Genomic DNA, 24,853 nt, shown 5'->3' with positions numbered 1-24,853 from the left:
CCTGCTCCGGACCGCCTGACGCCCGGTCAACCGCGCGGGACGTTGTATACAGCGCAGAGGGTGGTGGGAGAAGAACGCCCGCCGCCACGGCCTGCGGTTCTCTCTCCCCCAGATCGACCGCTTCCACCACCGCACCTTCGAGTTCGCGGTGCGGGACCTGATGCGCCGGGACGGTGTGCCAGAAGACCAGCAACGGCCACCGAGACGGTCATCGTGGTCGGGACGTCACCAACCTCCCGGACGGATAGAACGTCCCCCTTGTCGCAGTCGGCCCGCCTCATTACGTAGTAGTCGTTTACACCGCGGCCAGCAGCACACAGGAAAGTTGCCCACGGCACCGCTGGGCCCGGCCGCACGCAAGCTGCTCTCCCAAGCACTTTCGCTGCTCACAGATGTGGCCACCGCCTCGGACCACTAGGCGGTGGCCGAGCTGCAGGCGCTGGCCTCAGTCGAGCAGGCCCCGTGCCGGAGCTGGAGCCGCTTGCCTAGGGCCTGAGCGGCGGCGCCCGCAAGGCCGCGGTGGGCGGCATCGCCGGTCTGGCGGGCCTGGTGGGCGGCCTCACCGGCACATTCGGCGACCAGACACAGCTTCCGAATCGTCCGTCCAGCCGAGGCCGCGTCGATACGCTGAGCAATCGATGTTTCTCTCTAAGTGAGGAGTGGGCATGCCGTACTCACCGATGCTGGTCAAGCCGATGCGCGAGGAGCTGACCGAGATCGGCTTCACCGACCTGCTGACCAGCGACGCCGTGGACAGCGCCATGGAGAAGGCCAAGTCCGGGGTCACCCTGGTGGCCATCAACTCCGTGAAGGGAATCGCGGCGGGCATGGCCCGGCCCGGCGTCCGCATCGCCCTGGAGAACACCTCCCACCGCCCCGATCGCGGTCTTCGCCGAGCAGGACCTGGACGCAACGGACCGGATGCGCTCCTACTTCGCGGACATCCCGCCCTCCGACCCCTCCTTCGCCCTCTTCAAGGACGGCGAACTCGTCTACTTCATCCCGCGCCACCGCATCGAGGGCCGCGACGCCAACGCCGTCGCCGCCGACCTCCAGAGCGCCTTCGACGAATTCGGCCAGTAGGACCCCCGGCCCAGGGAACCCGAAGAGGGCACCCTGGGCCGGAAGGGGAATCGGCCCAACCAACATGAGAGGTCACGCCCTCCGACCCGACCTGGTCACACCCCGCGGTCCTTCACCGGGCAGAGCCTCGCGTGCAGTACCCGAACCTCCCACCACGGATCGTCCGGGGCACAGACCAGGGCGGCCACCTGCTCGCGCCCGGAGCGGGCGGGCGTGCGGCTGGGCGGAACTGTAGGCCGCGACGAGGGCTACCGGGTGGCCCGGGCCCGGTGTCGTCCGGCCTGTCGGCCTTCTGCGGGGCTACGAGGGGCAACGGGCGGCGCTGCGGCCCTTGCTCTGGGCGGGGCGATGCCCGTCAATGCTGTGCCCCGCGGGCCGCGGCATGACCTTCAGGAGTCCGTACAACCCCCCTGATGAGCACGAGGTGACCGGTGCCGTTCCCGCGCGGCCCCGGGGATGCCCGTACAGCAGCCCGCTTGTATGCCGATCGGCGGGCTGCTGTACGGGTAGTGGAGCCCTGGGGTGTCAGCCCAGCGGCAGCTCCAGTCGGGCCTCGTTCCCGCTCACGGAGCTGACCGTGGTGGTGGTGAGGGCGGGGAGGTCGGAGCCCGCGTAGGAGTACAGCGGGTCACGGCTGTTGACCACCAGGGCGATGCGGTGGCCGGTCGGCAGGTCGTAGGAGGCGGCCTGGAGGGTCCAGCTGGCGGTGGTGCTGACGTTCGGGGTCAGGTCGGTGACCGTCAACGGCTCGTGGGTGATGATCCGGGCGGTGCCGTCCGGGGCGACGTCGTACAGGTAGGCGATCACGGTGGCGGCGTCGACGCTGCTGCGCACGGTGAGCCGCACGGTGGCGGCTCCCCGGATCCGGCGGGCCACCTTGTCGGAGCCGGTCAGCGGGTCGGTCGACCAGACCAGCAGCTGGCCGTGCTCGAACTTCGCCGGCTCGTAGGACTTGGGGTTGCCGAACCACTCCTGCTGCCCGGTCTTGAGCAGCTCGCCCGCGACGGAGGAGGTCAGGGCGCCGGCTTCGAAGTCCCGCGACCACCCGGCGGTCGGCTTGTCGGTGAGCGTGCCGTCACCGGTGTCGCCGGCACCGGTGAGGTACCAGGCCTCGCTGCCGGTGGTGACCTCGTCCCAGGACGCGTACGTCTCGCGGCGCGCCGGGACGGTGATCAGCTTGGTGCCGCCCGGGATGGTGACCGTCTGGTAGGTGAACATGCTCTGGCTGTTCACGGCCGGCCAGTTCGGCACGTCGTTGTCCGCGCCGAGCAGGTGGTGGTCCAGCCACTCGTAGGCCTCCCGCGTCGGCACCGCCAGCCCGGGGAACGGCAGGCCGGCGAGCACCAGCCCGGCCAGGCCGGGGCCCTCGGGGGCGCCGTGGTCGCCGATCCACAGGTTCAGCCGCTTCGGGACGGTGAGCCGCTCGAAGAGGTCGATCACCGGGTTGACCGGGAACAGCGTCTCGTGCCAGGTGTTCGAGACGAACGTCGGGATGCCCCGCGCGTTCGTCTGGTCGACGTAGGTCTGCGGGGAGCGTTCGGTGCCCCACTCGACCACCTCGTCGAGGTCTCGGCCGTTGAGGAAGTTCTTGAGGATCCCCTGGGTCGTTTCGTCGAACTTCTCCTCCAGCGGGCCGCCGGTGAAGTCGATGAGCGCCTGCACGGCCTCCAGGTGCCGGGTGCCGTTGTTGTACAGGCTGGTGGCGAGGTTCCCCCAGGTGCTCAGTGCGACCACCGCGGAGACGCGATTGGCCGGGTCGTTCGCGGCGACCAGCTGGCTGATCCCAGAGCCGTAGGACTCGCCGAGGAAGCCGATCCGGCTGGGGTCGAGGGCCTCCTGCGCGTAGTCGATCACGGACGAGCCGTCGGCCCAGTCGTCGGGCCCGGCCACGTTGACGAAGCCCTCGGAGGTCGACAACCAGCCCTTGATGCCGATGCCGCGCGGGGAGTAGGCCAGCACGTGGTAGCCGCGCTGCGCCAGCTTGAGGTAGGCGTAGAGGAACGGCAGCCAGCCGTACGGGTTCCACCCGGCGGGCACGATCACCACGGGGCGGGGGGTGCTGTCGTTCAGCTTGATGCTGAACGCCGACAGCCGGACACCGTCGTGCGCGGTGATGCGGGGCAGTGAGATCGTGGCGATCCGCTGGACATCGGCCACCAGCTCCGAAAGCTCCGGCGGGAGTTCGACGCCCTCCTCACCCTGAAGAGAGGCGAGCAGCGCCCGGGACACATCAATGACAGCCTGGCTGACGCTGTGGCCGGGGCCCCAGACGCCGTTGGTGGCGATGTCGGTGAGCGTCGCTTCGGTGACCGACGGAGTCGGGTCACTGGTCATTCGGAACCACCTTCTCTGTAATCGGATGCCGATCGGCATCATGATCAGAGCAGCGAGAAGCAAACTGATGCCTCGTCAACATTCACCAGAAATGGTGATGTTGATGCGATTCTCGCGCTTGCCCTCCTCGCATGAGCTAGGCGCTCCGGAAGGGTGGCCCTACTGCTCCGCCCGCGCGTTCCGGAGCGCATGCCCCATGAATGGCGTCCGCGCAGTCCGCTGTACCTCCTGCGTCGCCGCGCACAGCATGGTCGCCCGCCGGAGCGACGTGCCCGAAGAGAAGATCGGCCGGAAGACGCGCCACCGTCCGCGTCATCGGCGACCGGATGCCCGGTCCGATCGTGTCTCGGTCATGCTGATCTCCATCCTTGTCTCTCGGGTTGTCCGGGGTGGGTGCCTGATCGGGTACTCCGACCGGTGGGGCCGGCGTCAGCCGATCACCGGGTCGTGGAGGACCTCGGCGAGCACCCGGGTCTGGAAGCCCTCGGGGTCGGGGCCGGACAGGCCGCCCATGGTGGCGAGAGCCTTCCACAGCGCCCATCCGCGGGCCCGACGCCAGACTTCGTCCGACAGGCCGGCCGCCTTCCGGAAGACCTGCCGCTCCTCGCCCTCGAAGTACGTCCACGCCATGACGAGGTCGCAGGCCGGGTCCCCGACACCGCAGGTGCCGAAGTCGATGACGGCGCTGAGCCGGCCGCCGGTGACGAGCAGGTTGCCCGGGGCGACGTCGCCGTGGAACCAGACGGGTGCGTTGGGCCAGGCGGAGGTCAGCGCGTTCGCCCACACCGCCTCGCAGGCGACGGCGTCGACCGTGTCCCCGAGGGTGGCCAGCGCGGTCTCGACCTGGTCGCCGTAGACGCTAGGGTGGCAGCCCCGGAAATAGGAGTGCCGCCCCCCGGCGGGGCCGTGCTCGGTCGGCACTTCCCGCAGGGCGGTCAGAACGTCTCCGAGGTCGCGTGCCAGTACGGTCCGGTCGAGTTCAGTCGCGCCCGCCACGGTGTCGCCGGCCAGCCAGCGCCGCACGGACCACGGGAAGGGGTAGCGGCCGTTCGGACGTCCGGTCGCCACCACCTCGGGCACCGGTAGCGGAAGGAACCGGGCCAGCGCCGGCAGGGAGCGATCCTCCTTCTCGACGGCGGCCACATAGCCCTCCGCGCTGGGCAGGCGGACGGCGAGCTCCGCTCCCAGCCGGAAGGTGCGGTTGTCCCAGCCCTGCGGTTCGACGGGGCTGACGGGCAGGTCGCTCCATTGCGGGAACTGCTCCGCCACGAGCTCTCGTACGAGGTCGGCGGTGATGTCGGTCATCTGGCTCTCTGTCTTCTCGTGTCGCGGTCTGTTCACTGCGGGGCCGTTCCGCGCCCCCGGCCGGTCCGAGCGGACGGCGGAGGCGGGAATGCGGTGAAGCGGACCGGAAGGTGCGCCGGCCCACCCACCACGATGGACCGCACCGGACGGGTGTTCTCGGTGGGCTCGAACCAGCCTCCCAGGTCCAGGAGTTCGGCGAGCAGCACGGTACTCTGCACCCTGGCCAGCGCGGCCCCGACGCAGGCGTGCGGGCCGGCCCCGAGCTCGACCGCGTTCGTGGCGGTCCGCATGCTGTGGGTTGCACTGGATGTCCAGCGCAGTACTTCGTTGACGGCGTTCGGGAGCTGGTCCCGCTGCTCGACCAGCAGGACCCACTGCTCGGCGTGCCGGGCTGTGAAGTGCGGACGGGAAGTCACCGTCCGATGCGGTCGCACGTCAGTGGAAGCACGGGCCAACGTCAGCGTTCAATCCCAGCTACATCGCCCTACCTGCGGCTCCTCCTGACAGCAGTCGCTGACGTGAAGCCGCTTCCCGCTGCCCCGTCTCAAGTTGGTTTGACGCGTCTCACCGAAGTTTGACCGCATGGCTCCATCAGACAGTGAGCTGATGGACCTGTCCGGGGTCGAGGTGCAACTCGTACGGAGTCGAGCAATCGCTGATCTCCGTGCCCACCAGGGCACCACACGGGCACCGGCGGTTCATCCCGCCCTGGCCCGACAGACCGCAGCAGCCGACATCGTTGAAGCTCGGGGCGCGGGCCGGTTCAAGGCCCGGCGCGTCGCCAGGATGAAGAACCACCGTCCCTCGCGGCCCTGCGGACACCAGGAAGTCGTCCCCGTCCGGATCCCAGACACACGGGCCTCCCGGGAAGATCGCCACCGGCTCCTCGCACGGCACGAACGGTGCGCCCCAAGGCTCCGGTTCCACCGCGAAGCACCCCCGTGGCACGGTGGCGGACGCCGTCCGCGTCCCACCGTCTTTCGGATAGCTCTGGTCCATGGGACGGGCGGGGATCTCGGCCAACTCAGTCAACGGCCCCGTGATCGCAGAACCACAGGCCGCACACACAAACACTGTCACCCGCAGTTCCTAACACCCCCCGAGAAACCCGCCAACCCAATTAGCCTCCCACCAGGGCACTTAGGCCCAGCAGACCGGGCCCGAGCATCATCTCCGGACCTGGTGGTCAAACTTCGATGAGACAAACCCGCCCCGGTCAAACATCGGTGAGACGGGTCAAACTTCGATGAGACGGGTCACCCGCTGACACCGCACCTGAACACCACACCGTCCCAGGCCCGAGCTAGTGCCGCGTCAGGCAACTTTTGCCCGTCAAGGAGCGGCGTCCGGTGCGTGCTATCGGCGTGCCGGCCGGAAGCCCTCGTACTGGACGTACTTGGGCTTTCGGCCGGTGCGGCGAGAGTGCGTGCCGGGCGTCGCGACGGGGCGAAGGTTGCCTGACGCGGCACTAGAAACGCTCTCACCCAGGGATATGGCCTGAGACCGTCCTAGCGAAACGGACATAGCCAGCGTGCTGAGACACCGGTGGGACAGAGCTGGGACACCCCTGTCCCAGCCCGGGAAGGAGCCGGCCGCCGACTACACCGGCGCGCCGGACGTACTCGCTCAGCGGCCGTCCTCGGATTCCTCGACGCGGCGGACTTCACACTGGTCGAGGAGGCGGGCCAGGTAGCTGTACGCGGCCAGCCGCAGCACGGCGGGCGGAGCGGGGGCGGCCGTGCACCGCTGAGCACCAGCGTCAGAGCAGCCAACGGACCATCGTGACGACGCCAAGGACCGCGAAGCCCAGAACCGCGAGGACGACGACGGCGAACACGGTGAGGAACAGCCACTCGGAGTCGCCCAAGGACGCCTCCTGGTCGCCGGGTGGGGCCAGTTTCTCGATTGTGTGCCAGCAGACCGGGCGACCCGCGTGGGCCGAGGCCGCCTCCCGCAGCCCGGCCAGCCGGGCCCGGGCGGTCTCCGGCTCCACCAGCCGCTCGGAGCCGTACCAGCGCACCGCCCCCATCCGCACACGCGGATCGGGGTAGCGGGCCTCGAAGGCCGCTGTCTCCTCCGGGTCCCGGTCCTCCTCCAGGTAGGCCCAGCGGCCGGCCTCGACGGGCTCGCCGTAGAGGCGGTAGACCTCGGCCAGCCGCCGCCTGACCGTGAGGTCGGCCGGATACGAGGACGCCAGGCCCCGCAGACGCTGGCGGGCGACGGGTATCCGGCCGGCGCGAAGGTCCGCGTCGACCTTCAGGAGAGTGCTCTCGACTGACATCGGTGCATCGTGGCGGACTGAGAACCCCAGGTCAAAGCAGTTAATCCACCCCGGGCAAAGAACCCCGGCCACCACACCGGCCCGAGCGGGCCGTGCTCGGCCAGCAGCTCCAAGGTGGTGGTGATGACCGGAACCGCATCCTCGTACTCGCGCCAACCGTCCCCGCCCGCCTTGTCGGAGCGGATCGTCCACCAGCCGCCGCCCCGGCACCGCCATCGCCCGCACCGCCCTTGGGGAACTCACCCCCCACCGGCCTCCGCCTGATCGACAACGCCCATGGCTTCGGCCATCACGAACAGCGGCCCGCCTGACCCGATCCGGGCCTTTTCCCGCCACCCTGTCCCGGTGCTCCGTAGACTTGGTCTTGATCGCCCATATCCGGTGCGGTCAAGGGGAGTTGGGGATCATGGAACTCGATGCGTTCATGGCACTGGCCGGTCCGGCCATCACCTCCGCAGCGGCCGCCTACGGCGGTGCGGTCCTGACCCGGGCCGAGGAGGCCGCGGCCGACGCGACCGCGGGTCTGGGGCAGCGCATCATCAACTCGGTCTGGCGCCGCAGGGACACCCAGCAGCGAGCCGAGCTGGAGGCCTGCCTGGACGATGCCACCCGGCCGGGCGACGAGGACGCCATGGGCGCCCTGCGCCACCAGATCCGGCGTGCCCTGCGCTCCGATCCGGAACTGCTGGCCGAGTTGGCCGCCCTGCTGCCCGCCGGGGAACCCCGAGGCGCCACCAGGGTGGAGGCCAGTGGCACCGGCTCGGTCGCGGTCGGCGGCAGCATCCACGGTTCGGTGACCACCAACGTCACCACCACGCCCGCCTCACCCATCGCCGCCTCACCCATCGCCGCACCGGCCGGCGCCGAATGACGAACCCTCACCCGCCCGGCTCCGTCTCGGTCCACGCCGAGGGCATCGCGTCGGTAGCCGCCGGCGGCAGCATCCACGGCTCGGTGACCATCCGGACCACGGTGCTGCCCGCCAGTGCGGTGCGCGACGCCGCCGACACCGAGGCCCGTGGCGTGGTGTCCCTGCGCGCCCGGAAACACACCTTCACCGGCCGGACGGCCGAGCTGGCCGAGGTGCGGGCCGAGTTGACCCGGAGCACCGGCACGCCGGCCGTGGTCCTGCACGGTCTGGGCGGGGTCGGCAAGACCGAGCTGGCCCTGCAGTACGCCCACCTGCACAGTGAGTCGTACGACCTGATCTGGTGGATCGACTCCGCCGTCCCCGGGGCTACCGACGCGGCCCTCGCCGCGATCGCCGAGCAGCTGAGCCCGCACTGGACGGGCACAGAGCCGTCGCTCTCCGCCCGGGCCGCCTGGGCCAGGGCCTGGCTGCAACAGCACGACAGGTGGCTCCTGGTCCACAACAACGTGGAGGAACCAGCCCTGCTGGGGGACCTCCTGGGCAGGCTCCCGCGCGGACACCATCTGATCACCAGCCGGTACGCCACCGGCTGGCAGGCCCAGGTACGGCTCGTCGGCCTCGGTGTCCTCCCCCGCACCGACTCAGTGGCGCTGATCGGCTCCTGGGTACCGTTCGCCTCCCCGAAGGAGGAGTGGCACGCCGGCCAGCTCGCCGGGGAACTCGGCGACCTGCCACTCGCCCTGGAACAGGCCGGCGCCTACATGAACCAGACGATGACCGGCGTCGAGGAGTACCGAAGCAGCCTCCACGAGTTCCTGGACGAGGCCGCCCTTGACCACGCCGGCGACGAGCAGACCGTCGCCGGCGTCTGGGCCCTGACCCTGACCGCGCTGGCCGAGAGCAACCCGCTCTCCGTCGAGCTGCTCCACACCCTGGCCTGGCTCGACCCCGACGGCCTCCCTCGGGAGCTGCTGGCCGAACTCACCGCCGGTCCGGTCCGAATGAAGACGGCGCTCGGTCTGCTGCGCGCCTACAGCATGGTCACCCTCTCCCTGGAGGAGGTGACCGTCCACCGGCTGGTGCAGAAGGTGCTGCGCGACCGGGCCACCCGCGAAGCGGCCGCGCGGGCCACCGCAGACGGGCCGTCTCCCGCACCGCGCGGACGGGAGGCCGCCGAGCGCATCCTGCTCGCAGCCGTGTACCCCAACGGGCCGGAGGAGGATCCCGACACCGTCCAACTCGCCCGGCTCGCAGCACATGCGACCGCACTCTCCACCACCGACCCCGGCACCTACCACCTCGGGCCGTCCCGGCTCTTCGCCGACACCGCGCTGCACCTCCACGAGCGCGGCCAGACCGTCCAGGCCCTCCCGCTCTTCGAGGCCTACGCCCGGCAGACCGACGACCGCTTCGGCACCGACCATCCGTTCACCCTGAACGCCCGCGGCTCGGTCGTCACCTCGCTCATGGCGGCGGGCCGGCTCGAGCCCGCGGCCGAACTCCTGGAGGAGCTCGTGGAACGGGCCACCCGGGTGCTCGGCGGCGGAGACCTCATCACCCTGCACATCCGGGCGAGCCTCGCGGAGATCCAGCTGGTGCGCGGCCAACTGCAGCGCGCGGAAGACGAGTTCGCCGCGGCGGTGGCCGACAGCACCGCGCATCTCGGCCCCGATCACCCCCGGACGCTCACGCTGCGGAACAGATTGGCCACCACCTACGAGAACCGCCACCAGTTCGACCGGGCGATCGAGATCTACCAGGACCTGCTCCGCCACGAGCACGGCGGCCTGACCCACTGGGAGCAGCAGTACTCGACACCCCTGCGGCTCAACGCCGCCACCATCCGGAACAACTTGGCCGGGGCCTACGAGGGCGCGGGGCGGTCCGCAGAGGCCATCGCCACCTACCGCGAGGCGCTGGCCGACTTGGTCCACCGGGTGGGGGCGGACCACCCGAAGACGCTTGAGTGCCTCGGCAACCTCGGCTACGCCCTGGACGCCGCCGAACAACGGGAGGAGGCCTCCCGGATCTACCGGGAGGTCGCGGAGAAGCGCGTGCGGATCCTCGGCGAGAACCACCCCGACACCTTGCTGAGCCAGGGCAACCTCGCCTACATGCTCCTCAAGACGGGAGAGCCGGAGGCGGGCCTGGAGCTCTGCCGCAAGACCCTGGTCCAGCGCGAGCAGATCCTGGGCGTGCTGCACGCCGCCACCCTGGCGAACCGGAAGCTGCTGGCCTCCGCCTACGACTGGACCGGCGACCTCACGACCGCCGCCGATCTGTTCGAGACCACCCTCCAACAGCACCGGGAGGTCCTGGGCAGCCGGCACCCCGACACCCTGTCCACCCTCTCCGGCTACGCGACCTGCCTCATGCGGGCCGGTGACGCACCCGGCGCCGTGCCGCTGCTGGAGGAGGCCCTCGCCGCCCAGGAGGAACTCTCCGGGCCGGAGGGCACCGCGGCCATGACCTACCGTCACAACCTGGCCACGGCCCTGCGGGACACAGGCGCGTTCGACCGCTCCGAGGAACTGTTCACCACCGTCCTGGAGCAGCGCACCCGCCGACTGGGTGCCGGCCACCCCGACACTCTGATCAGCAGCGGAAGTCTGGCCCGGCTGTACCAGCTGGCCGGCGACCTCGACCGGGCCGTCCCGCTCTACGAGTCGGCGCTCACCGGCCTCACCGCCACCTTCGGCACCGACCACTGGAGCACCCGCGCCCTGGCCGGCTACCTCGCCGAGGCCCGCACGGCCTGAGACCCGCCCGCACCGGCACGACGCCAAGAAGCCGTTGTCGTACCGATCGTGGGACGTGTCGATCGAACGGGAGTCTCATTCGGGTGATCGCCGGTCGGCGGAGGCTCGGGCTGTCGAGCGGCGGCAGGTCCGGGCGTTCAGGCGTTGATGCAGGAGTTGCCGATGGCGGGATTCAGAATGGAGATGATGGCGATCGTGTTGCCGCAGACACCGGCCTCGATGTTGATGGGGATCTGAAGCTGCTGGCCGAAGGGCGTCGGGGAGTGGGAGAAGGTGACGGCGCCGTGGGTGGTGCCCGCTCTGCGTGAGGCGTCGGCCGTGGCGTGGGGCGCGGGAAGGTTCTCCGCGGTGTGGTGGTCCTCGTCGACGTTCAGATGGCCGGTGGCCTGGTCGTAGACGACGGTCTCTCCGTCGGACTCGTTGCTGACCGACTGGATGGCGACCCCGGAGCCCGCGGTGAATCCGATCCACGGGGCGATGCTGGTGCCCCGGATGAGGAGGTATCCGTCACCGGTCTGGTCCGGTCCGGTGAACATCGCCGTGGGGTTCTTGTCGGCGAACCTGGCTTCGGCCTGGTTGACGGTCACGGCCTGGCCCCAGGCGAGGATCAGGCCCTTGGCCGTGCGGACCTCCAGCCCCATGGCCCTCAGGTCGTCGGCGACGCCGCTCTCCTGGGCGCCGGTGAGCGCGCTGACGGTCGAGGCCTCCGGGTCCTGATCGGCCGCGCTGGCCGGGGCGAGGGCCGCGAGCGGCAACGCCGCCACGACGAACCCGGCGACACCCACACGGACACGGCGCCGCAGGGCCCTCCCGGCCGAGTTCCGGACCCGCACGTGCTCGGTCATCTTGATCTCCGTCCACCGGAAAGGGCGAGGTCTCGGGCGACGCGCCCGACACGACATGTAACCAGTCAGTGACTAAATGCACTCGCACCGCGAATGTAGCGCCCCTCGGCCCGACCCGCGCACGCGAACGCCGTCCTCCGGTCGAGTCGTGATCATTTCCACCGGTCAGCACACTGCGGCCGGCGCGCGTGGGCCGACGCGCGGCCGCGTCGGTCGGCCCGGTCCACCAGCGGGTGAGGTGCTCGCCCGGGGCCCGGCGCAGCAGGGCGAGGGCGCCTTCGGCGTCGGGGCAGCGCAGGGGCTCGCCGCTGGCGGCGTCGGAGACGAGGCTGCTGTCGATCAGGGCGGTCCAGGTGCCGCGCTGGACGTCACACTCCTCGATCCAGCCGACCGGGCTGCCACCTTGCGGAGCTCCTGGACGCCCGGGTGGTCGGGCCAGGTGAGGTGGACCAGGCCGTCGTCGAGCGCGGAGCGCGGTCGGGGTCGCCGAACCGCACCGTCGGAATCGTGCACGCGGCGCGGCGCAGCGCCTCGAAGGCCTCCGCCCGCTGCTCGGCCGTGGCGGCCGGGGCGGGCACGGCGGCGCCGGGGAGGATTTCGGCCCGGGCCGTAGTCGGGGGCACGCCGGGGCCGGGCGCGGGGGCGGCATTTGCGGCTCGGGCCGTTTCTCCGGGTTTCGGCGCGGCCACGGTCGCGGGCGCATTTACGGCCCGGGCCGCAGAGGCCAGAGTTTGCGGGGAGACGCGGGCCAGGACGTCCGGGCGCACCAGGTCCTCCTTGGCCCGGCGCAGCTCCAGATCGTCCCCGGTCAGGCCGGGCCAGCGGGACGACGAGGGCTGCCGGGACGGAAGGCGAAACACCTTCCGGGAAGCACCACCAAATTCCACCGCATCCGGGGCGAGGCGTTGTCCAGCATGGTCAGTCAACTCGGATCCAGCCGCGCGGGGACATGCTGATCCCGGCGATTCCGCGGTAGGCCTTCCGCTTCCAGAGAGTGCTGCCCGGTCCGTATTCAGGGAGCGCCTCACGAGCCTCCTGTTCGGTGTCGAAGGCGTATTCCTTGCCCTTCTCCGTACGGATCTTCCATTCATCCACAGGCATTCCGGCGAGTCCCGGTCCAATCGACATTCCATATCCTTCGTGGCGGACTATTCCATATTGAATTAGAAATCGGGCGGGCCCGGGAAAGCAAGGCGGAACGGGGTGCCTGGGCGATGCCCCCGGCCTTTGACGCTCCGCAGTTGACCTGTTACGATGAATTCGATTTTGGTTGACGGTTCGACCGAATCTCCACAGCCCGCCGACAGAATCCGGCGGGCGTCCCAGACACATCGACATGGCAACGCACCCCCTGGTCGCGCTCAGAGTCTCGACCGGCCTCTCGCAGGCCGCGTACGCCCGGCTGATCGCCCGAACGCACGCGGAACTCGGGCACGGACAGATGGCCGCGCGGCGGGAGAAGGTGTCCCGCTGGGAATCCGGGCGGATCGCCCCGGAGTTCACCGCCCAGCTCGCCATCGCCCGCATCCACCAGGTGGACGAGAGTGTCGTGCTGCACCTGGGCTGGCCGCAATGGCTCATGGCCGCCACCGGCGACCACGACCTCCTCCACCAGCCGTGGTCCCCACAGGGCGCCGTCGCCGTCTCCCGGCTCACCGCGGCCGCGGCGGGAAACCCCGGCTCCGCGCTGATCGCCACCGGGCCCTCCCTCACCGCCCAGATCCGCGGCGCCGTCGCGGCCCTCGACGGCAAAGCCCGCCCGCCCGAACGCGACGGCCCCCGCATCACACCCGAAACGCTCGCCTGGGCCGAGCACCGCATCCTCGCCCTCGAACGACTCGAAACCGGCAGCCCCGTCCCCCAGCACGCCCTCTACCTCGCCGCCCGCACCGAGCACCGGCTGATCAACGATCTGCTGACCGGCTTCGGATACGACCGCGCCACCGGCACCCGGCTGCTCCTGCTCTCCGCCCGCACCTCCGCCCTGTGCACCTGGACCAGTCACGTGGCGGGAGACGAAGCGTGGACCGAGCGCTACAACCTTTCGGCGATCCGGGCCGCCTCCGCCGCCGGGGCACCACGCCACACCGTCGCCTACCTCACCCAGCTCTGCTACCGGCACCTGCGCCGCGGCGACCCCCGCGACGCGCTCTCCCTGCTCCAGGCCGCCCGCGCCATCGTCCCCCGCCCCACGCCCCGCCTGGCCGTCAAGCTGCACGCCCGCCAGTCCGTCGTCTCCGCCCGGCTCGCCGAACCCACCGCCGGCCTGCGCGCCCTGGACCAGGCCGAACACGCCCTCGCCGCAGCCTCGCCGCGGTGGGACCCGGAAGCCGATCCCACCAACGGCAACATCAACGAGGAATACCTCGACTTCTCCCGCGGCCACACCTGGCTGCGCCTGGGGCAGCCCGCCCGCGCACTCTCCTGCTTCAGCGGGCTGCTCGGCGACGAGGCGTCCCCGGATCGGCCCCCGAGCCCCTATGACCCCGTCCAGCTGTGCCCGGCCATCGAGGCCCAGCTGGACGCCGGACGGATCGACGAAGCCGCGGCCACTATCCGCCGCGCCATCGACCGCACCGGTGGCTTCCTCCCCGGACTCGCCAACCGGTTCCGGCGCTACCTGACCCCCCACGCCGGCCACCCGGACGTGCGGGAACTCCTGGACCGACTCGCCGAACGGCCCACGCCGCACGGCGCCCCCGGCCGCGGGTGACAGCACCCGTGACGTGCCCGTCCGAGCACGTCAAAGCCGGCACAGCCACGTCGCGCCGCGCACCAGCGGCGAGTCGTGCGTCGAGCGACCCAAGTCCCGGTCCGCGGGCGCGGGCCGGCTGCTGCATGAGGCCGGCTGATGAGGCTCTGCAATCCTCAGCGAGCCTCATCACGGCTCCAGCACGTCGGGCGTGGCGGCGGGGTCGGGGCGAGTGGTGTCGGTCATCGCGCCGTTTCTCCGGAAGCCGGGAACGAGTACGGGCGGTCCGTCCCGGCCCGGGGTGGGCCGGGACGGCGTGGTCTTGCGGGGCGGGTCAGCCGGTGACGGTCTCGGTGTGCCGGGTGAGCGCGTCCAGGAGCGCGCTCTGGTGGTCGGTCAGCTTCCCTTCGGTGCGGGCCCTGCCCTGCTTGCGCAGCCAGGTGCCGGGGCGGAACACCGGGTCGTCGCCGAGGCCGGTGCGGTTTGCGGGGCCGGTCAGGGTGCCGCCGGCGGCGAGGTAGGCGAGCAGGCGGCGGTAGGAGCGGTTCCAGTCCGGTTCCAGGTGCCACAGCTCGTCCAGCGCGTCGAGCTTGGCCACCTGGTCGGGGGTGAGGTTGTCGGCCTTGCGCTGGCGGCGCATCCACGCGCCGACCGCGTAGTCGTCGAGCTTGGCGGTGGCGGGGACCGCGAGGTGGCCGTGCTGGTGGTGGAACGCGGCGGCGTAGGCGGCCCCGCGTTCCCAGGCGTTGGCGCTCTTCGACCAGATCATGCCGAGCGCGTCCAACTCGCTGACGCGGGCGGGGTCGAGCAGGCCCTGGCCGTAAAGGTGGCGCTGCCGAGCGAGCCAGGAGGCCAGCTCGGCGTGCTTGGTCTTGTCGGTGGGGTCGAGGTGGCCGTGCTCGATGTGGAACCTGGCCGCGACGGCGTGCATGCGCTGCCACTCGACCGCGCGCGGGTTGAACGCGCGCAGCTTGACGGTCTGGAGGATCTGCGCGGCGTGCTGCCGAGCGTTGATCTTCAGCCACTCGATCGGCGACTCGACCGGGGCCGGCCGCTGCTCGGCCTCCCCGGCCTCGGGGGCCGCGTTCTCGGCGGGCTTGGCCGTGGTGGTGTGCGCGGTGCCCTGGGAGCGGCTGGCACGCAGTTCGGTGATCCGGCCGACCACCCGGGCGTCGTGCGCGGCGAGGGCGCGCAGGACCCGCCAGATGGTGCGGAAGCTGGAGGCCTCGATCTCGGCGTCGGCCTCGGCCTTCACGGCCTCGCCGGCGTCGTGGACCTCGGCCGGGTCGGCGGCCGCGGTGTCGTCGCCGGTCTCCGGCGTCGGCAGGTAGACCGGGATGATGACCCAGCTGACCTTGCCCTCGCGGTAGGTCTGGCGCAGCGCGCGGCCGACGGCTTGGACGATGTCGATGACTGAGCTCTTGGGGTCGGCGAAGCAGATGGCGTCCACGGCGGCGACGTCGATTCCTTCTGTCAGGAGGCGGCTGTTGCAGAGGATTCCGCATTCCTCGCCGTCGTCGCCGGTGTGGGCCTTGAAGTCGGTGAACGCGGCGCGGCGGTCCTTGAGGCGGTCGGTGCCGGCCACCGCCTTCCCCCAGATCCGTTCCGGGCGCTCCGCGTCGGGCAGCAGCTGGGAGGCGTCCAGCAGGGTGTTCGCGAACTCCCGTGCCGCGCTGACCCGGGAGTGGAAGGTGATGACGCGGCGCAGGCCGAGGTCGGCGATCGCGCGCAGCACGGCGATCTGGAGGGCCAGGCGCAGCAGTTCCTCGTTGGAGCGCTGGGAGCGCAGGTCGGCGACGGCGGGGAGGTTGAGCAGTTCGCGCAGGTCCTCGTCGGTGACGACGGGGACCAGGACGCGGTAGTCGGCGAGGTAGCCGTGCTCGATGCCCTGTCCGAGGGTCCAGGTGAAACAGGTCTTGCCGTAGATCCGGGTGTCCGTCATGGAGCAGAGCGCGGGCAGCTTCTCCGCCTCGCTGTCGGCGTCGGTGAGGTCGGCCAGGCCGTCCTTCGCGCGCCGGTCGTCCGCGATCCTCGGGGTGGCGGTGAAGTACAGGCGGCGCTTGGTGGGGACCTGGGCGTCGTCGTGGACCGCGGCCCACGCCTTTCCCTCGGCACCGGCGGTGCGGTGCGCCTCGTCGATCACGACCAGGTCCCAGGCCGGGAGGCCGAAGTCGCGGTGGGCCTGGACGATGCGCTCCAGGGAGGCGTAGGTGGCGTACACGGTGACCGGCTCGCCCGGCTTCTCGGCGGCGACCAGGTCGGTGATCCGGGCGGCCTGTGTGGTCACCTGGGCGTGGACGCGGCCGCCGGCCTCCGCGCTCTCCAGCGCCTCCTCCCGCGAACACGCCGCCACCGCCAGGCCGCGACGGCCGCCCCGCAGCGACCAGGCTTCGGCGGTCTGCTCCAGCAGCTCGATCGTCGGCACCAGCACCAGCACCCGGCCCTTCGCGGCCAGGCGTCGCGCGCAGCCGGCCGCGATGAGGGTCTTGCCCGAGCCCGTGGCCGCGACCACCGTGGCGCGGCCGCCGTCCTTCACCTCGCGCACCGCGGTCGCGACCGCGTCCTTCTGGAACCAGTGCAACGGCAGCGGATTCACGACCACGGCGGGCGGCTCGGCCTGGCCGGGCAGCGCGGCCGGGATGTCCTCGATGACGGTGGTGGTCGTGGTCTCCACGGCGCGGGTGTCTCCTTCGTCGTCCGGATGGTGCGCAGGGCGGTGCGGGCGGAGGTGGGGTTTGCTGGCGGGACGGGCCCGGCCGGGCGGGGACGCTTAGCCGTTGATGAGGACTTCGGAGGTCTGGTGGCCGGTGGGGGTCCAGGTGCGGATCTCGAGGTAGACGATCTCGGCGTCCTCGGTGGCGCGGCCGGTCTCCAGCAGCCAGGTCCTCACGGCGTGGACGACGTCGCCGTGCGAGGCGGCGACCCTGCGGGACCACTCGGCGGCGGGGAAGCCGCCGGTGGCGGCGGAGCCGTAGGTGCGTTCCTCGGTGCCGTCCGCACGGGGCACGACGCCGCGCCGGATGCCGGGCGAGTCCTGCCGGGAGCCGGCCGCCAGGGTGAAGTAGCGCGAGAGCATGCGCACGGTCAGGGCGATGCGGCCGTCCGCCTGCGCGGCGGCGTGGATGACGCCGGCCAGGTGCGCGGCGCCGGTCCTGATGGCCTGCTTGCCGGCGCGGCCGGCCATGCTGCCGCCCGGGGTGCCGATCACGTCCTTGCCCCGCACCCTCGCCTTCTGCCCGGTCCTGGTGGTGCGCCGCTTGGTATTCGCCTCCGCGATCCCGGACAGCGCCTCCTCGTCGCGCTCGCCGCCGCGCACCGCCCGCACCATCTGGCGCAGTGCGTCCACCATGCTGGCGCCCTTGCCCTTGGTGAAGAACTGGGAGACCAGGCTCGCGTCGCGGCCGAGCATCCGGGCGACCTGGCGCTTGGTGTAGCCCTGGTCGATGAGTTCCTGGGTCAATCGGGCGGCTTCGTTCGGCTGGTTCGGGTCGACGGGGCTCACTGCGGCTCGGTTCCCTTCGCGGCGAGTTCGGCACGGCCCAGGCCGCGCAGCTGGAGGTACTGCTCCTGGCTGGTCGGGTGCTCGACGGGGCCGGTCAGGTGTCCCTTGAGGAGGTAGTCACCGGGCTCACCGCGGTAGGGCCAGGGCTGGCGCTCGGTCAGGGCGATGCCGTCCGTGCCGAAGTACACGACGCTGCCGGGCTTGGCGTGCAGGGCACCGGCGTAGCCGATGACCTCCTTGCCCTGGCGGTACTTCATGTCCAGCAGCGCCGCCCTCGCCCCCGACCACACGTAGGCCGCCCACTCGGGGTGCGCGTACGGGTCGCGGGAGAACCCGGCCTGGCGCTGCCAGGTGACCACCTGGTCATCCTGGCCGAGGATCTCCACCCCCGCAGGCAGCGTCTCGCCGACCGGGGTGGTACCGGACACCAGGCGCGGGCGCTGCGCGAACCCGCCCAGGCCGAACAGCAGCACCGAGCGCACCGCCCGGGAGGCGAGGTAGGCCGCCTGCCGCTGGCGCTCGTCCCCGTGGATGCGGGAGAGGTTGGTCAGGTCCGCCCAGGCGGCCTTGAGGCGCTTGCCCCACTCGTCGAGCGGCTTGCCGTCCTCGAAGAGCAGGCCGCCGAGGACCTCGATCCGCCATGGGCCGAGGTGGTTGGCGAGGGCGAGGTGGACCTCCGCGCCGCCCGCCCAGGTGGTGAACGTGGAGCCCGGCTCGGACGGGTAGACCCAGGCGCGGTCCCCGGTCACCGGGGCGGGCAGCAGGCCGACGTGGTTCCAGCCGGCCGGGACGGTCACGCGCACGTTCCAGTGCGAGCAGGACATCAGCGCCTTGACCTGCTCCTGCTCGGTCATCTCCGCGAACGCGGCCGCGGTGATCCGAGTCGGGGTGCCGACCGGCGACTTCCACAAGTGCTTCGCGTAGGCGAAGGTGCGGTCGTACTCCACCAGCGCGGGCAGCTGCTCCGGGACGCGCGGGGGCAGGATCAGCTCGGTGCGGCCCTGGCCACCGGTCGCGTGCAGCAGGCCCCGCAGCTCCTCGCTGAGGACGGGGTAGCCGCCGGCCCACTTGCCGGTGGTGGGGATCGTGCGCGACCACAGATCCCGGCCGGTCTGACTGGGCGAGCCCATCAGGACCGCGTCGTCCCAGTGACGGCGCAGCGCCTGCCACAGCAGCGTGAACGCCTGGCGGCAGGTCACGACGTCGGCGCCGTCCGGGTCGAACCACTCCCCCATGCTGCGGATCTCGACCATGTCGGTGTCCGGCGCGGCGGCGGGGGCGTAGCGGCCGACGGGCTGGCGCTGGTGGACGAAGTGCCCGGCCAGCTTGTCCCGGCCCTGACCGACGGCGGTGGTCCATCGCTCGGACGGAGTGTTCAGCCAGGCAGCGACCGCGTCCTTGAGCGTGGAGTAGCGCTCGGCGCCGTCGTGCCAGGGGGCTCCGGCCGTGATGTAGATGCGCTCGGTACCGGGCGCGGTCGCCAGGACGGCGTCGAGGATCTCGCCCGGGGTGCGGGCGCCGAGGTCGAGCCGCACGCTCTGGTCGCGCACGGCCAGCACGCCGGCCGCCGCGTCCAGAAACACCGTGGAGCGGGCCTGCTGGACGAAGTTCGGGCGCTTGGAGACCAGGTCGCTGGTGGCGGCCTCGAACCGGGTACCGGCCGGGCCCTCGGGGAGGGTGGGCAGCTCACGCGAACCGGCCTCCAGCACTGGACGCACCAGGGCAGCGACCGGAGCGACCGAGGCGGCAGGGACGACCGGCACATCATCAGAAACCTGGACAGGGGCGGTGGTGCGGTCTGAGGCGGCCTGTACGCCTGGTTCTGTCTCCCCGGTGGTCGGCGTGGCCAGCCCTGCCTGCAGTACGGCGGGCTGCTCGGCGACCACCTGGTCCTCGACCGGGGCCGGGGCCTCCGGGGCGGGCTGCTCGACGACGGCGGCCGGGCGGGTCAGCGCCGGGGCCACCGCCACGACGGGCTCGGCGACCGGCTCGGCCACGGGCTCCGGGGCGGGCGCAGCGGCGGCGGCCTGGTCGTCGGTCTTGGCGACGCGGACGGCGGCCGGGGTCGGGTCCAGCAGCGGGGCGAGACGCACCACGTCGCCGACCGACAGCCCGGAGGCCTTCGCGATCGGCGCGGCCTGGGCGCCCTCGTACCCCGCGAGCCCGGCCACGCGGCGCGAGCGCTGGGCGGTGAGCTTGTCTAGCTCCTTCTGCGCGGCCGCGACCTGCTTCTCGGCGGCCGTGATCTCGGCGCGCAGCTCGCGCAGGCCGGCGAGCTCGGCGGTGTACGTCTTGCGGTCCATCAGCGGGTCACTCCCCCTCGGTGGCGGCGGGCCGGTCGGCGGTGGTCGGGTTGGTGGTGACGTAGGCGATCGGGCCGCCGGACACCGACGGAAGGCGGGTGCCGAGCAGCACACCGGCCAGGCGGGCGTCCTCGGGGTCGGTGGGGTCGGCGGCGTTCGCGGGGGCGGTGAGGTCGCTCAGGTAGCCGGCCAGGCGGGCCTTCGGGAAGCGGAAGCGCCCCGCGGTGCCGACGGTGCCGTCGGCCTCCCACCCGGTGAGGCCGGTCAGCACCGCGACGACGAACCCGGCGACCGTCACCGGCAGCACCCCGCCGGCGGCGACCCTGGCCGGGTCGCACCGCCACCAGCCGGACAGCGCGGCCAGCAGCTGCGCCTCGGTCAGCGCCGTGCCGAAGCCGATCCACTCCCGGTCCGGCTCCTCCACCTTCACGGGAGCGTCCGAGCGCAGCACCGCCACCTCGGCCGTACCGAGCACGGCCAGGTCGGCGGCCGGGCGGGCCTGCAACTGCTGGAGAGCGGCCAGCGGGAACACCTGCCGACCCGTGTCACGCACGCCGGGGACCACGCCGGTGGCCAGCAGCTTCTTCACCGTCGGGATCGAACACCCCAGCGCCGTCCCGGCTTGACCGGTCGTCACGAACACACCCACAGCCTCCATGCCTATTTATCTAACTTGAAACGCTAGAAAAGCCTACGCCTCCCCATCGACACTTTTCCACGCCTTTCCAGTAAGTCGTACAAGCATGCCCCGAATAGAAGGAGGTGAATGAAGATGACTCCCCGACAGCAGAAGGCCGTGGTGATCCTCGGCGCGGCCCTGGCCGGCACCTACGCGCTCGGCAACATCGCCAGGAGCCAGGCCCGCGTGCTCGGCCTCAACGCGGCTCAGCTCGCCGCGCTGAGCGCGGGCGTCGCGTTCGCCCTGCGCAACGCCTGAGCACGGCCCGCACGGTCCGGTCCGGTCACCACCACGGTGGCCCGGCCACACCTTCTCCCGGGTCCTACTTCCGCGTCAGCCTCCGGATGGAACAGGCATGGGCCGCAGCAGTACCGGGCCACCCGCTTCTCCACCGCCTCGCGGGCGCGCTGCTTGCAGACGGCACCGACCCCGTTCGCGACACCTGAGACGACGCGGCCGATGTCGCAGACCGCGCGGCAAGGTGGTCGGCCTGCGGACCGGACATCGACGACGGCCTCGACGATGAACTACAGGACAGATTGCCCAAACCGACGCTCCGGCGACGCCGCCGAGACCGCCCTCCCCGACCACCTCACAGCCATGCCCAAAGGCCCGGACTCCCCCGAGCGGCGAACCTGGATGGGCGGCTGGCGCGCCTTCGTGGACAAGGAAATCCGTCGCCGCGGCGGCACCCCCTGACCGAACGACCGTGTGCTCCACAAGCAATCGGGCCCCCGCATCACCGTGATGGTGACCGGGGGCCCGATCCGTTCCGTGAACCGCCTCAAGGCATCAGGCGCAGCAGGGCGGCGGTGGCCGCGATGAGAACCTCTACCTCGACTCGGGTGTACTGGTAGTCCTTCGTGCCAGGGTCGACGTGCATCGCGCCGCTGGCCTGCTCCTCGAGTGCGGCCCGGACCAGGGCCCAGCGCTCGTCCGGGGTGACCTGGCCCTTGTCCTTCTTCCCCGGCCAGTTCCAGGTGCTGATGTTCCTGATGGTCTCCAACGCCTTGCGTACCATGAGCATCGCGGGGTCGATCTCGCCCGCGCCGAGCAGCCGCTGGGCTTCCCGAAGGAAGTCGGCCGCGGCGCGGCCCGGCCCGTCGTCGGCGGGGAACGGGATCGCCATCTCCACGCCGAGGCTGCGGCCGAGGCCAGCCAACTGCTGGCGCCAGCGGCTCTCGGCGATGCTGATGTGCTCGGTAGCCTGGCCGCCCCCGGGATACCCGTCCATCTGCGGCAGAACGGCGCGCACGTCCAGTTCCAGGTGCAGGTCACCGGTCCGGCTCTCTTCCAGCGCCAGGAGCTGGGCCCCGGTCAGCAGGTAGCGCAGGACGGGCCGCTCGATCCGGCCGGGAAGGAACGCAACGGACTGGGCGGCCGAGCCGAGCCAGGCCCGCGGCCCGGCATCACGGGGAGCGAACAGGTCGGTCTCCAAAACGAGCAGGCGACCCGCCCCCTCGGACTGCGGGACGTGGACCTCCAGCTGGAGCTGGAAGCTGTGCGTACCCATCGCCTTGTGGATCCACAGGCTGTTCTCGCGGACGTTCACCGCGAACGTCCCGGCCTGCGCGTCGAACCGCAGCTCGTTCATGCCGCGCCCTTCTGTCGTTTCGCGTCGTGCGCCGATTCTGACGGCCTACGGGTGCACGCGGGACCGAATTTCACCCCGGGACGGAGCGGTCCGGAAGCCGCGCCAGAGCACGGACGGGGACGGGGACGGGTGGCCGACCGCGCAGGCCCGGAGCAAATGCCCGATCGGGGCGCGTTCTTGCGGCCCATGCCCGGCTCACACCACGATGAGGCCTCGCTGCGTGAGAGGGGATCGACAATGGGTGACGAGAACAAGGGTGGGGCGCAGGACGGCAGTGGTGGCGCGCACGCCAAACCGGGCGGTCCGGTGATCGGGCCGAAGCCCCGTCCGGACGGCCAGGGTCCCACGCCGGACCCCAAGCACCAGAAGTGAGCGGCGACCGGGCGGCGGGCGACCGACGTGCGCCGGCCGATCAGCTTGCGGGTGCCGGCGTGCTGGAGGCCGAGTGGCGGACGGCGTCGAGGCCGTTCCCCGGCACCTGTTCCTGCCGTCCGTGTACTGGGAGTTCGCCAGTGGCGACGTGGTGGCGCGCGATCGCGGTGCCGATCCGGACGGGTGGCTGGCGGGTGCCTACCGCGACACCCCGGCCATCACGCAGTGGGACGACGGCGACCAGGACGGCGGGCGCCAGGACTTCACGTCGATCCTGAGCATGCCGACGATGGTGGCCCTGATGCCACCGGCACAGTGATCACCTTCGAGACCGTCGCCCGCGAAGCCAAGGTCTCCCGGTCCTGGCTCCACAACCAGCCGGACCTGAGATCCGAGATCGAGCGACGTCGCGCCCGCCACCGAACGGTTCCCGCAGCCCGGCCGGTCCCCGAGCGTCAACGCGCCTCCGACGGCTCGCTTCTCCGCCGCCTGGACGCCGCCATCAAACGCAACCACCAACTGGAAGCGGAGAACCGCGAACTGAGAGAGGCACTGGCCCTGGCGCTTGGCGAGCGTCGCGCCGCCGACATCCGAGGCACCACCGGCAATACGACCGCCAGGCGAAGACGCCCCTCAGCGGTCCATGCTGATAGTCACAGCAAGAGAGCTGCACGATGATCGACTCCATGGATGTCGTTGTTCAACGCGTGCGCACCTCGTGGACCAAGGCCTCGCGCGGCGGAGCCGGGGCCACCTTGCGAAACGCAGCCCCCACCGCGTTTCCACTCCCACCGAACATGAAGGCTGGTCTGCACGAGGTCTCCATACTGGAGTCCGACGCCTTCCACCCGCACATGCGTGAGCTGGATCTCTCGGATCCCGGATTGGTGCTTCGCGAAGCCGATGGGCTTCTACGGATCCATCCGCCAGAAACGTCGCTGTTCAGCATGCCACGGCGCAACCGCCGCCCGCCGGCGGTCCGGCTCGCCCCCGGGCAGTGGCTGCAGTGGCAGATCAACTACCGCTTCGTCGGAACCAGGGGCGGCCAGTGGTCATACCGACTCGACACGTTCAACATCTCCTACGGACCCGCCTCGCCCGCCGTCTTCCTCAAAGCACCAACGCACAGAGTCGACGAGCGAGGCTTCCTGCGCTGAGTCGTATTCAGATCCGGGCCCATCGCCCGCAACTCTTTGCGGTCAGAGCCGTGCAACGGCCGCGCCGACGCTCCAGCGACACGCCGAGAGAAGCAATTTGGGCTCCCCTGAAGACGACGCCGACCCGTGCGTCGAGGTCAGTGTCCTCAACGCATCACCACATGTCAGAGTGCTGATCGTCAAGCTGGCAGCTGGCTCAAGATAACGGCCGCAAGCGGCACATCGTGGTCGACACCCTCGGTCTGCTGCTGGCGGTGATGGTGTCACCGCGGCCTCGGTCACCGACCGCGAGGTCGGCCAGAGGCTGCTGGCCCGGCTGCGCGACCGGCGCAACCCGTCTCCGCACCGGCCCCTGGCCAGAAACATCACCGTCTACAGCCGGACTGCCATGCGACCGGGGCCTTGTTGCTGTCCCTGCGATGTGACCGCCGTCATACTCGCGGGGTGTCACATCTGACGCCGATGCACTGTCCTTACTACGGAAACGAAAGAAGGGACCGTGAAGATGAAGACCGTCATCGTGTGCGCCTCCGTGTCGCACGGCAACACGCGTCGCGTCGCCGACAGCATGGCCCAGGTGCTGGATGCGAACGTCGTCTCCCCCGAGCAGGCCGACCTGACCAAGCTGGCCGACGCCGACCTCGTGGGATTCGGCTCGGGCGTCTTCTACGGCAGGCTCCACCCCCACCTGACCGACTTCGTCAGGGCACTTCCCGCCGGGCGGGGCCGGGCGTTCGTGTTCGCCACCTGCGGGCTCCCCGAGATCCCGCTGATGCCTTTCGCCCGCCCTCTGGTCCAGCTCCTCGAAGGCAAGGGCTTCCAGGTAGACGAGAGCTTCTCGTGCCGGGCGTTCGACACCTGGACGCCATTCAAGCTCATTGGCGGTATCAACAAGCAGCGGCCGAACGCCGAGGACCTGGCTGCCGCGCGGGCATTCGCCGGGCGACTGCGGGACAGGCCACGGCCCGCGTTCTGACAAGTACCGGGAGCAGCCGCAGCGGCCCGGGGAGCAGACGGGAACGAGGTTCCCGTCACCAGCCGCTGGTGACGGGAACCTCGCGGCGAAGCGTCTCGTA

At 71.2% G+C, this 24,853-nt stretch carries 20 protein-coding genes and 1 pseudogene; 10 read left to right on the top strand and 11 right to left on the bottom strand.

Features of this window, described 5'->3' with window-relative positions:
• Positions 1 to 665: 665 nt before the first annotated feature.
• Positions 666 to 1,083, top strand: a pseudogene (locus ACFVVX_RS34655) (BrxA/BrxB family bacilliredoxin).
• 525 nt (positions 1,084 to 1,608) lie between these two features.
• On the opposite strand, the gene ACFVVX_RS34650 reads toward ACFVVX_RS34655, so the two are convergent.
• From ACFVVX_RS34650 to ACFVVX_RS34635, 4 genes are all read right to left on the bottom strand, one after another.
• Positions 1,609 to 3,417, bottom strand: coding sequence for an alpha/beta fold hydrolase (locus tag ACFVVX_RS34650; protein WP_387951660.1), 1,809 nt, complete (start codon positions 3,415 to 3,417; stop codon positions 1,609 to 1,611).
• A gap of 429 nt (positions 3,418 to 3,846) precedes the next feature.
• Positions 3,847 to 4,722: an aminoglycoside phosphotransferase family protein gene (locus ACFVVX_RS34645; protein ID WP_387951658.1), complete on the bottom strand. Its 876-nt coding sequence runs from the start codon at positions 4,720 to 4,722 to the stop codon at positions 3,847 to 3,849.
• A 32-nt stretch (positions 4,723 to 4,754) separates the two neighbouring features.
• Positions 4,755 to 5,138 carry a hypothetical protein gene (locus ACFVVX_RS34640; protein WP_387951656.1) on the bottom strand — a complete coding sequence of 128 codons (384 nt, stop codon included), beginning with the start codon at positions 5,136 to 5,138 and terminating at the stop codon, positions 4,755 to 4,757.
• 1,343 nt (positions 5,139 to 6,481) lie between these two features.
• On the bottom strand, positions 6,482 to 7,003 hold the full coding sequence (locus tag ACFVVX_RS34635) for a DUF6584 family protein (RefSeq protein WP_387951654.1): 522 nt from the start codon (positions 7,001 to 7,003) through the stop codon (positions 6,482 to 6,484).
• Positions 7,004 to 7,409: 406 nt separating this feature from the next.
• Here ACFVVX_RS34635 and ACFVVX_RS34630 point away from each other — a divergent pair, with 406 nt between their 5' ends.
• Complete coding sequence (locus tag ACFVVX_RS34630) at positions 7,410 to 7,874, top strand: hypothetical protein (protein ID WP_387951653.1); 465 nt, start codon at positions 7,410 to 7,412, stop codon at positions 7,872 to 7,874.
• Complete coding sequence (locus tag ACFVVX_RS34625) at positions 7,871 to 10,633, top strand: tetratricopeptide repeat protein (RefSeq protein WP_387951651.1); 2,763 nt, start codon at positions 7,871 to 7,873, stop codon at positions 10,631 to 10,633. The genes ACFVVX_RS34630 and ACFVVX_RS34625 overlap by 4 nt, the downstream gene beginning before the upstream one ends.
• 137 nt (positions 10,634 to 10,770) lie before the next feature.
• Here ACFVVX_RS34625 and ACFVVX_RS34620 read toward each other — a convergent pair whose 3' ends face one another.
• Positions 10,771 to 11,478 (bottom strand): chaplin, encoded by a 708-nt coding sequence (locus tag ACFVVX_RS34620; RefSeq protein ID WP_387951650.1) that lies wholly within the window; start codon positions 11,476 to 11,478, stop codon positions 10,771 to 10,773.
• A gap of 918 nt (positions 11,479 to 12,396) precedes the next feature.
• Positions 12,397 to 12,606 (bottom strand): hypothetical protein, encoded by a 210-nt coding sequence (locus ACFVVX_RS34615; protein ID WP_387951648.1) that lies wholly within the window; start codon positions 12,604 to 12,606, stop codon positions 12,397 to 12,399.
• Positions 12,607 to 12,814: 208 nt separating this feature from the next.
• Here ACFVVX_RS34615 and ACFVVX_RS34610 point away from each other — a divergent pair, with 208 nt between their 5' ends.
• Complete coding sequence (locus ACFVVX_RS34610) at positions 12,815 to 14,191, top strand: hypothetical protein (RefSeq protein WP_387951646.1); 1,377 nt, start codon at positions 12,815 to 12,817, stop codon at positions 14,189 to 14,191.
• 313 nt (positions 14,192 to 14,504) lie between these two features.
• On the opposite strand, the gene ACFVVX_RS34605 is transcribed toward ACFVVX_RS34610, so the two are convergent.
• The 4 genes from ACFVVX_RS34605 to ACFVVX_RS34590 all read right to left on the bottom strand — a co-directional run bounded on the left by ACFVVX_RS34605 (position 14,505) and on the right by ACFVVX_RS34590 (position 20,633).
• A complete protein-coding gene (locus ACFVVX_RS34605) occupies positions 14,505 to 16,844 on the bottom strand; it encodes a Helicase associated domain protein (protein WP_387951644.1) in 2,340 nt (779 codons plus the stop codon).
• 96 nt (positions 16,845 to 16,940) lie between these two features.
• Positions 16,941 to 17,630: a helix-turn-helix domain containing protein gene (locus tag ACFVVX_RS34600; protein WP_387951642.1), complete on the bottom strand. Its 690-nt coding sequence runs from the start codon at positions 17,628 to 17,630 to the stop codon at positions 16,941 to 16,943.
• 38 nt (positions 17,631 to 17,668) lie between these two features.
• Positions 17,669 to 19,975, bottom strand: coding sequence for a hypothetical protein (locus ACFVVX_RS34595; RefSeq protein WP_387951640.1), 2,307 nt, complete (start codon positions 19,973 to 19,975; stop codon positions 17,669 to 17,671).
• Positions 19,976 to 19,982: 7 nt separating this feature from the next.
• Positions 19,983 to 20,633 carry a DNA-binding protein gene (locus ACFVVX_RS34590; protein ID WP_387951638.1) on the bottom strand — a complete coding sequence of 217 codons (651 nt, stop codon included), beginning with the start codon at positions 20,631 to 20,633 and terminating at the stop codon, positions 19,983 to 19,985.
• Positions 20,634 to 20,747: 114 nt separating this feature from the next.
• Between ACFVVX_RS34590 and ACFVVX_RS34585 the strand changes: the two genes are divergently transcribed.
• Positions 20,748 to 20,912: a hypothetical protein gene (locus tag ACFVVX_RS34585; RefSeq protein WP_387951636.1), complete on the top strand. Its 165-nt coding sequence runs from the start codon at positions 20,748 to 20,750 to the stop codon at positions 20,910 to 20,912.
• A gap of 526 nt (positions 20,913 to 21,438) precedes the next feature.
• On the opposite strand, the gene ACFVVX_RS34580 is transcribed toward ACFVVX_RS34585, so the two are convergent.
• On the bottom strand, positions 21,439 to 22,248 hold the full coding sequence (locus ACFVVX_RS34580; protein WP_387951634.1) for a hypothetical protein: 810 nt from the start codon (positions 22,246 to 22,248) through the stop codon (positions 21,439 to 21,441).
• Positions 22,249 to 22,485: 237 nt separating this feature from the next.
• On the opposite strand from ACFVVX_RS34580, the gene ACFVVX_RS34575 reads away from it, so the two are divergent.
• From ACFVVX_RS34575 to ACFVVX_RS34555, 5 genes are all read left to right on the top strand, one after another.
• Positions 22,486 to 22,620 carry a hypothetical protein gene (locus ACFVVX_RS34575; protein ID WP_387951632.1) on the top strand — a complete coding sequence of 45 codons (135 nt, stop codon included), beginning with the start codon at positions 22,486 to 22,488 and terminating at the stop codon, positions 22,618 to 22,620.
• A gap of 73 nt (positions 22,621 to 22,693) precedes the next feature.
• Positions 22,694 to 22,939 carry a hypothetical protein gene (locus tag ACFVVX_RS34570; protein WP_387951630.1) on the top strand — a complete coding sequence of 82 codons (246 nt, stop codon included), beginning with the start codon at positions 22,694 to 22,696 and terminating at the stop codon, positions 22,937 to 22,939.
• On the top strand, positions 22,936 to 23,298 hold the full coding sequence (locus ACFVVX_RS34565) for a hypothetical protein (protein WP_387951628.1): 363 nt from the start codon (positions 22,936 to 22,938) through the stop codon (positions 23,296 to 23,298). The genes ACFVVX_RS34570 and ACFVVX_RS34565 overlap by 4 nt, the downstream gene beginning before the upstream one ends.
• Positions 23,295 to 23,777: a hypothetical protein gene (locus tag ACFVVX_RS34560; RefSeq protein ID WP_387951626.1), complete on the top strand. Its 483-nt coding sequence runs from the start codon at positions 23,295 to 23,297 to the stop codon at positions 23,775 to 23,777. The genes ACFVVX_RS34565 and ACFVVX_RS34560 overlap by 4 nt, the downstream gene beginning before the upstream one ends.
• A gap of 505 nt (positions 23,778 to 24,282) precedes the next feature.
• A complete protein-coding gene (locus ACFVVX_RS34555; RefSeq protein WP_387951682.1) occupies positions 24,283 to 24,753 on the top strand; it encodes a flavodoxin family protein in 471 nt (156 codons plus the stop codon).
• Positions 24,754 to 24,853: the final 100 nt, after the last annotated feature.

This window comes from Kitasatospora sp. NPDC058170, assembly GCF_042883905.1.
GTDB lineage: Bacteria > Actinomycetota > Actinomycetes > Streptomycetales > Streptomycetaceae > Kitasatospora.
This window is presented reverse-complemented; position numbering and strand designations above follow the sequence as displayed.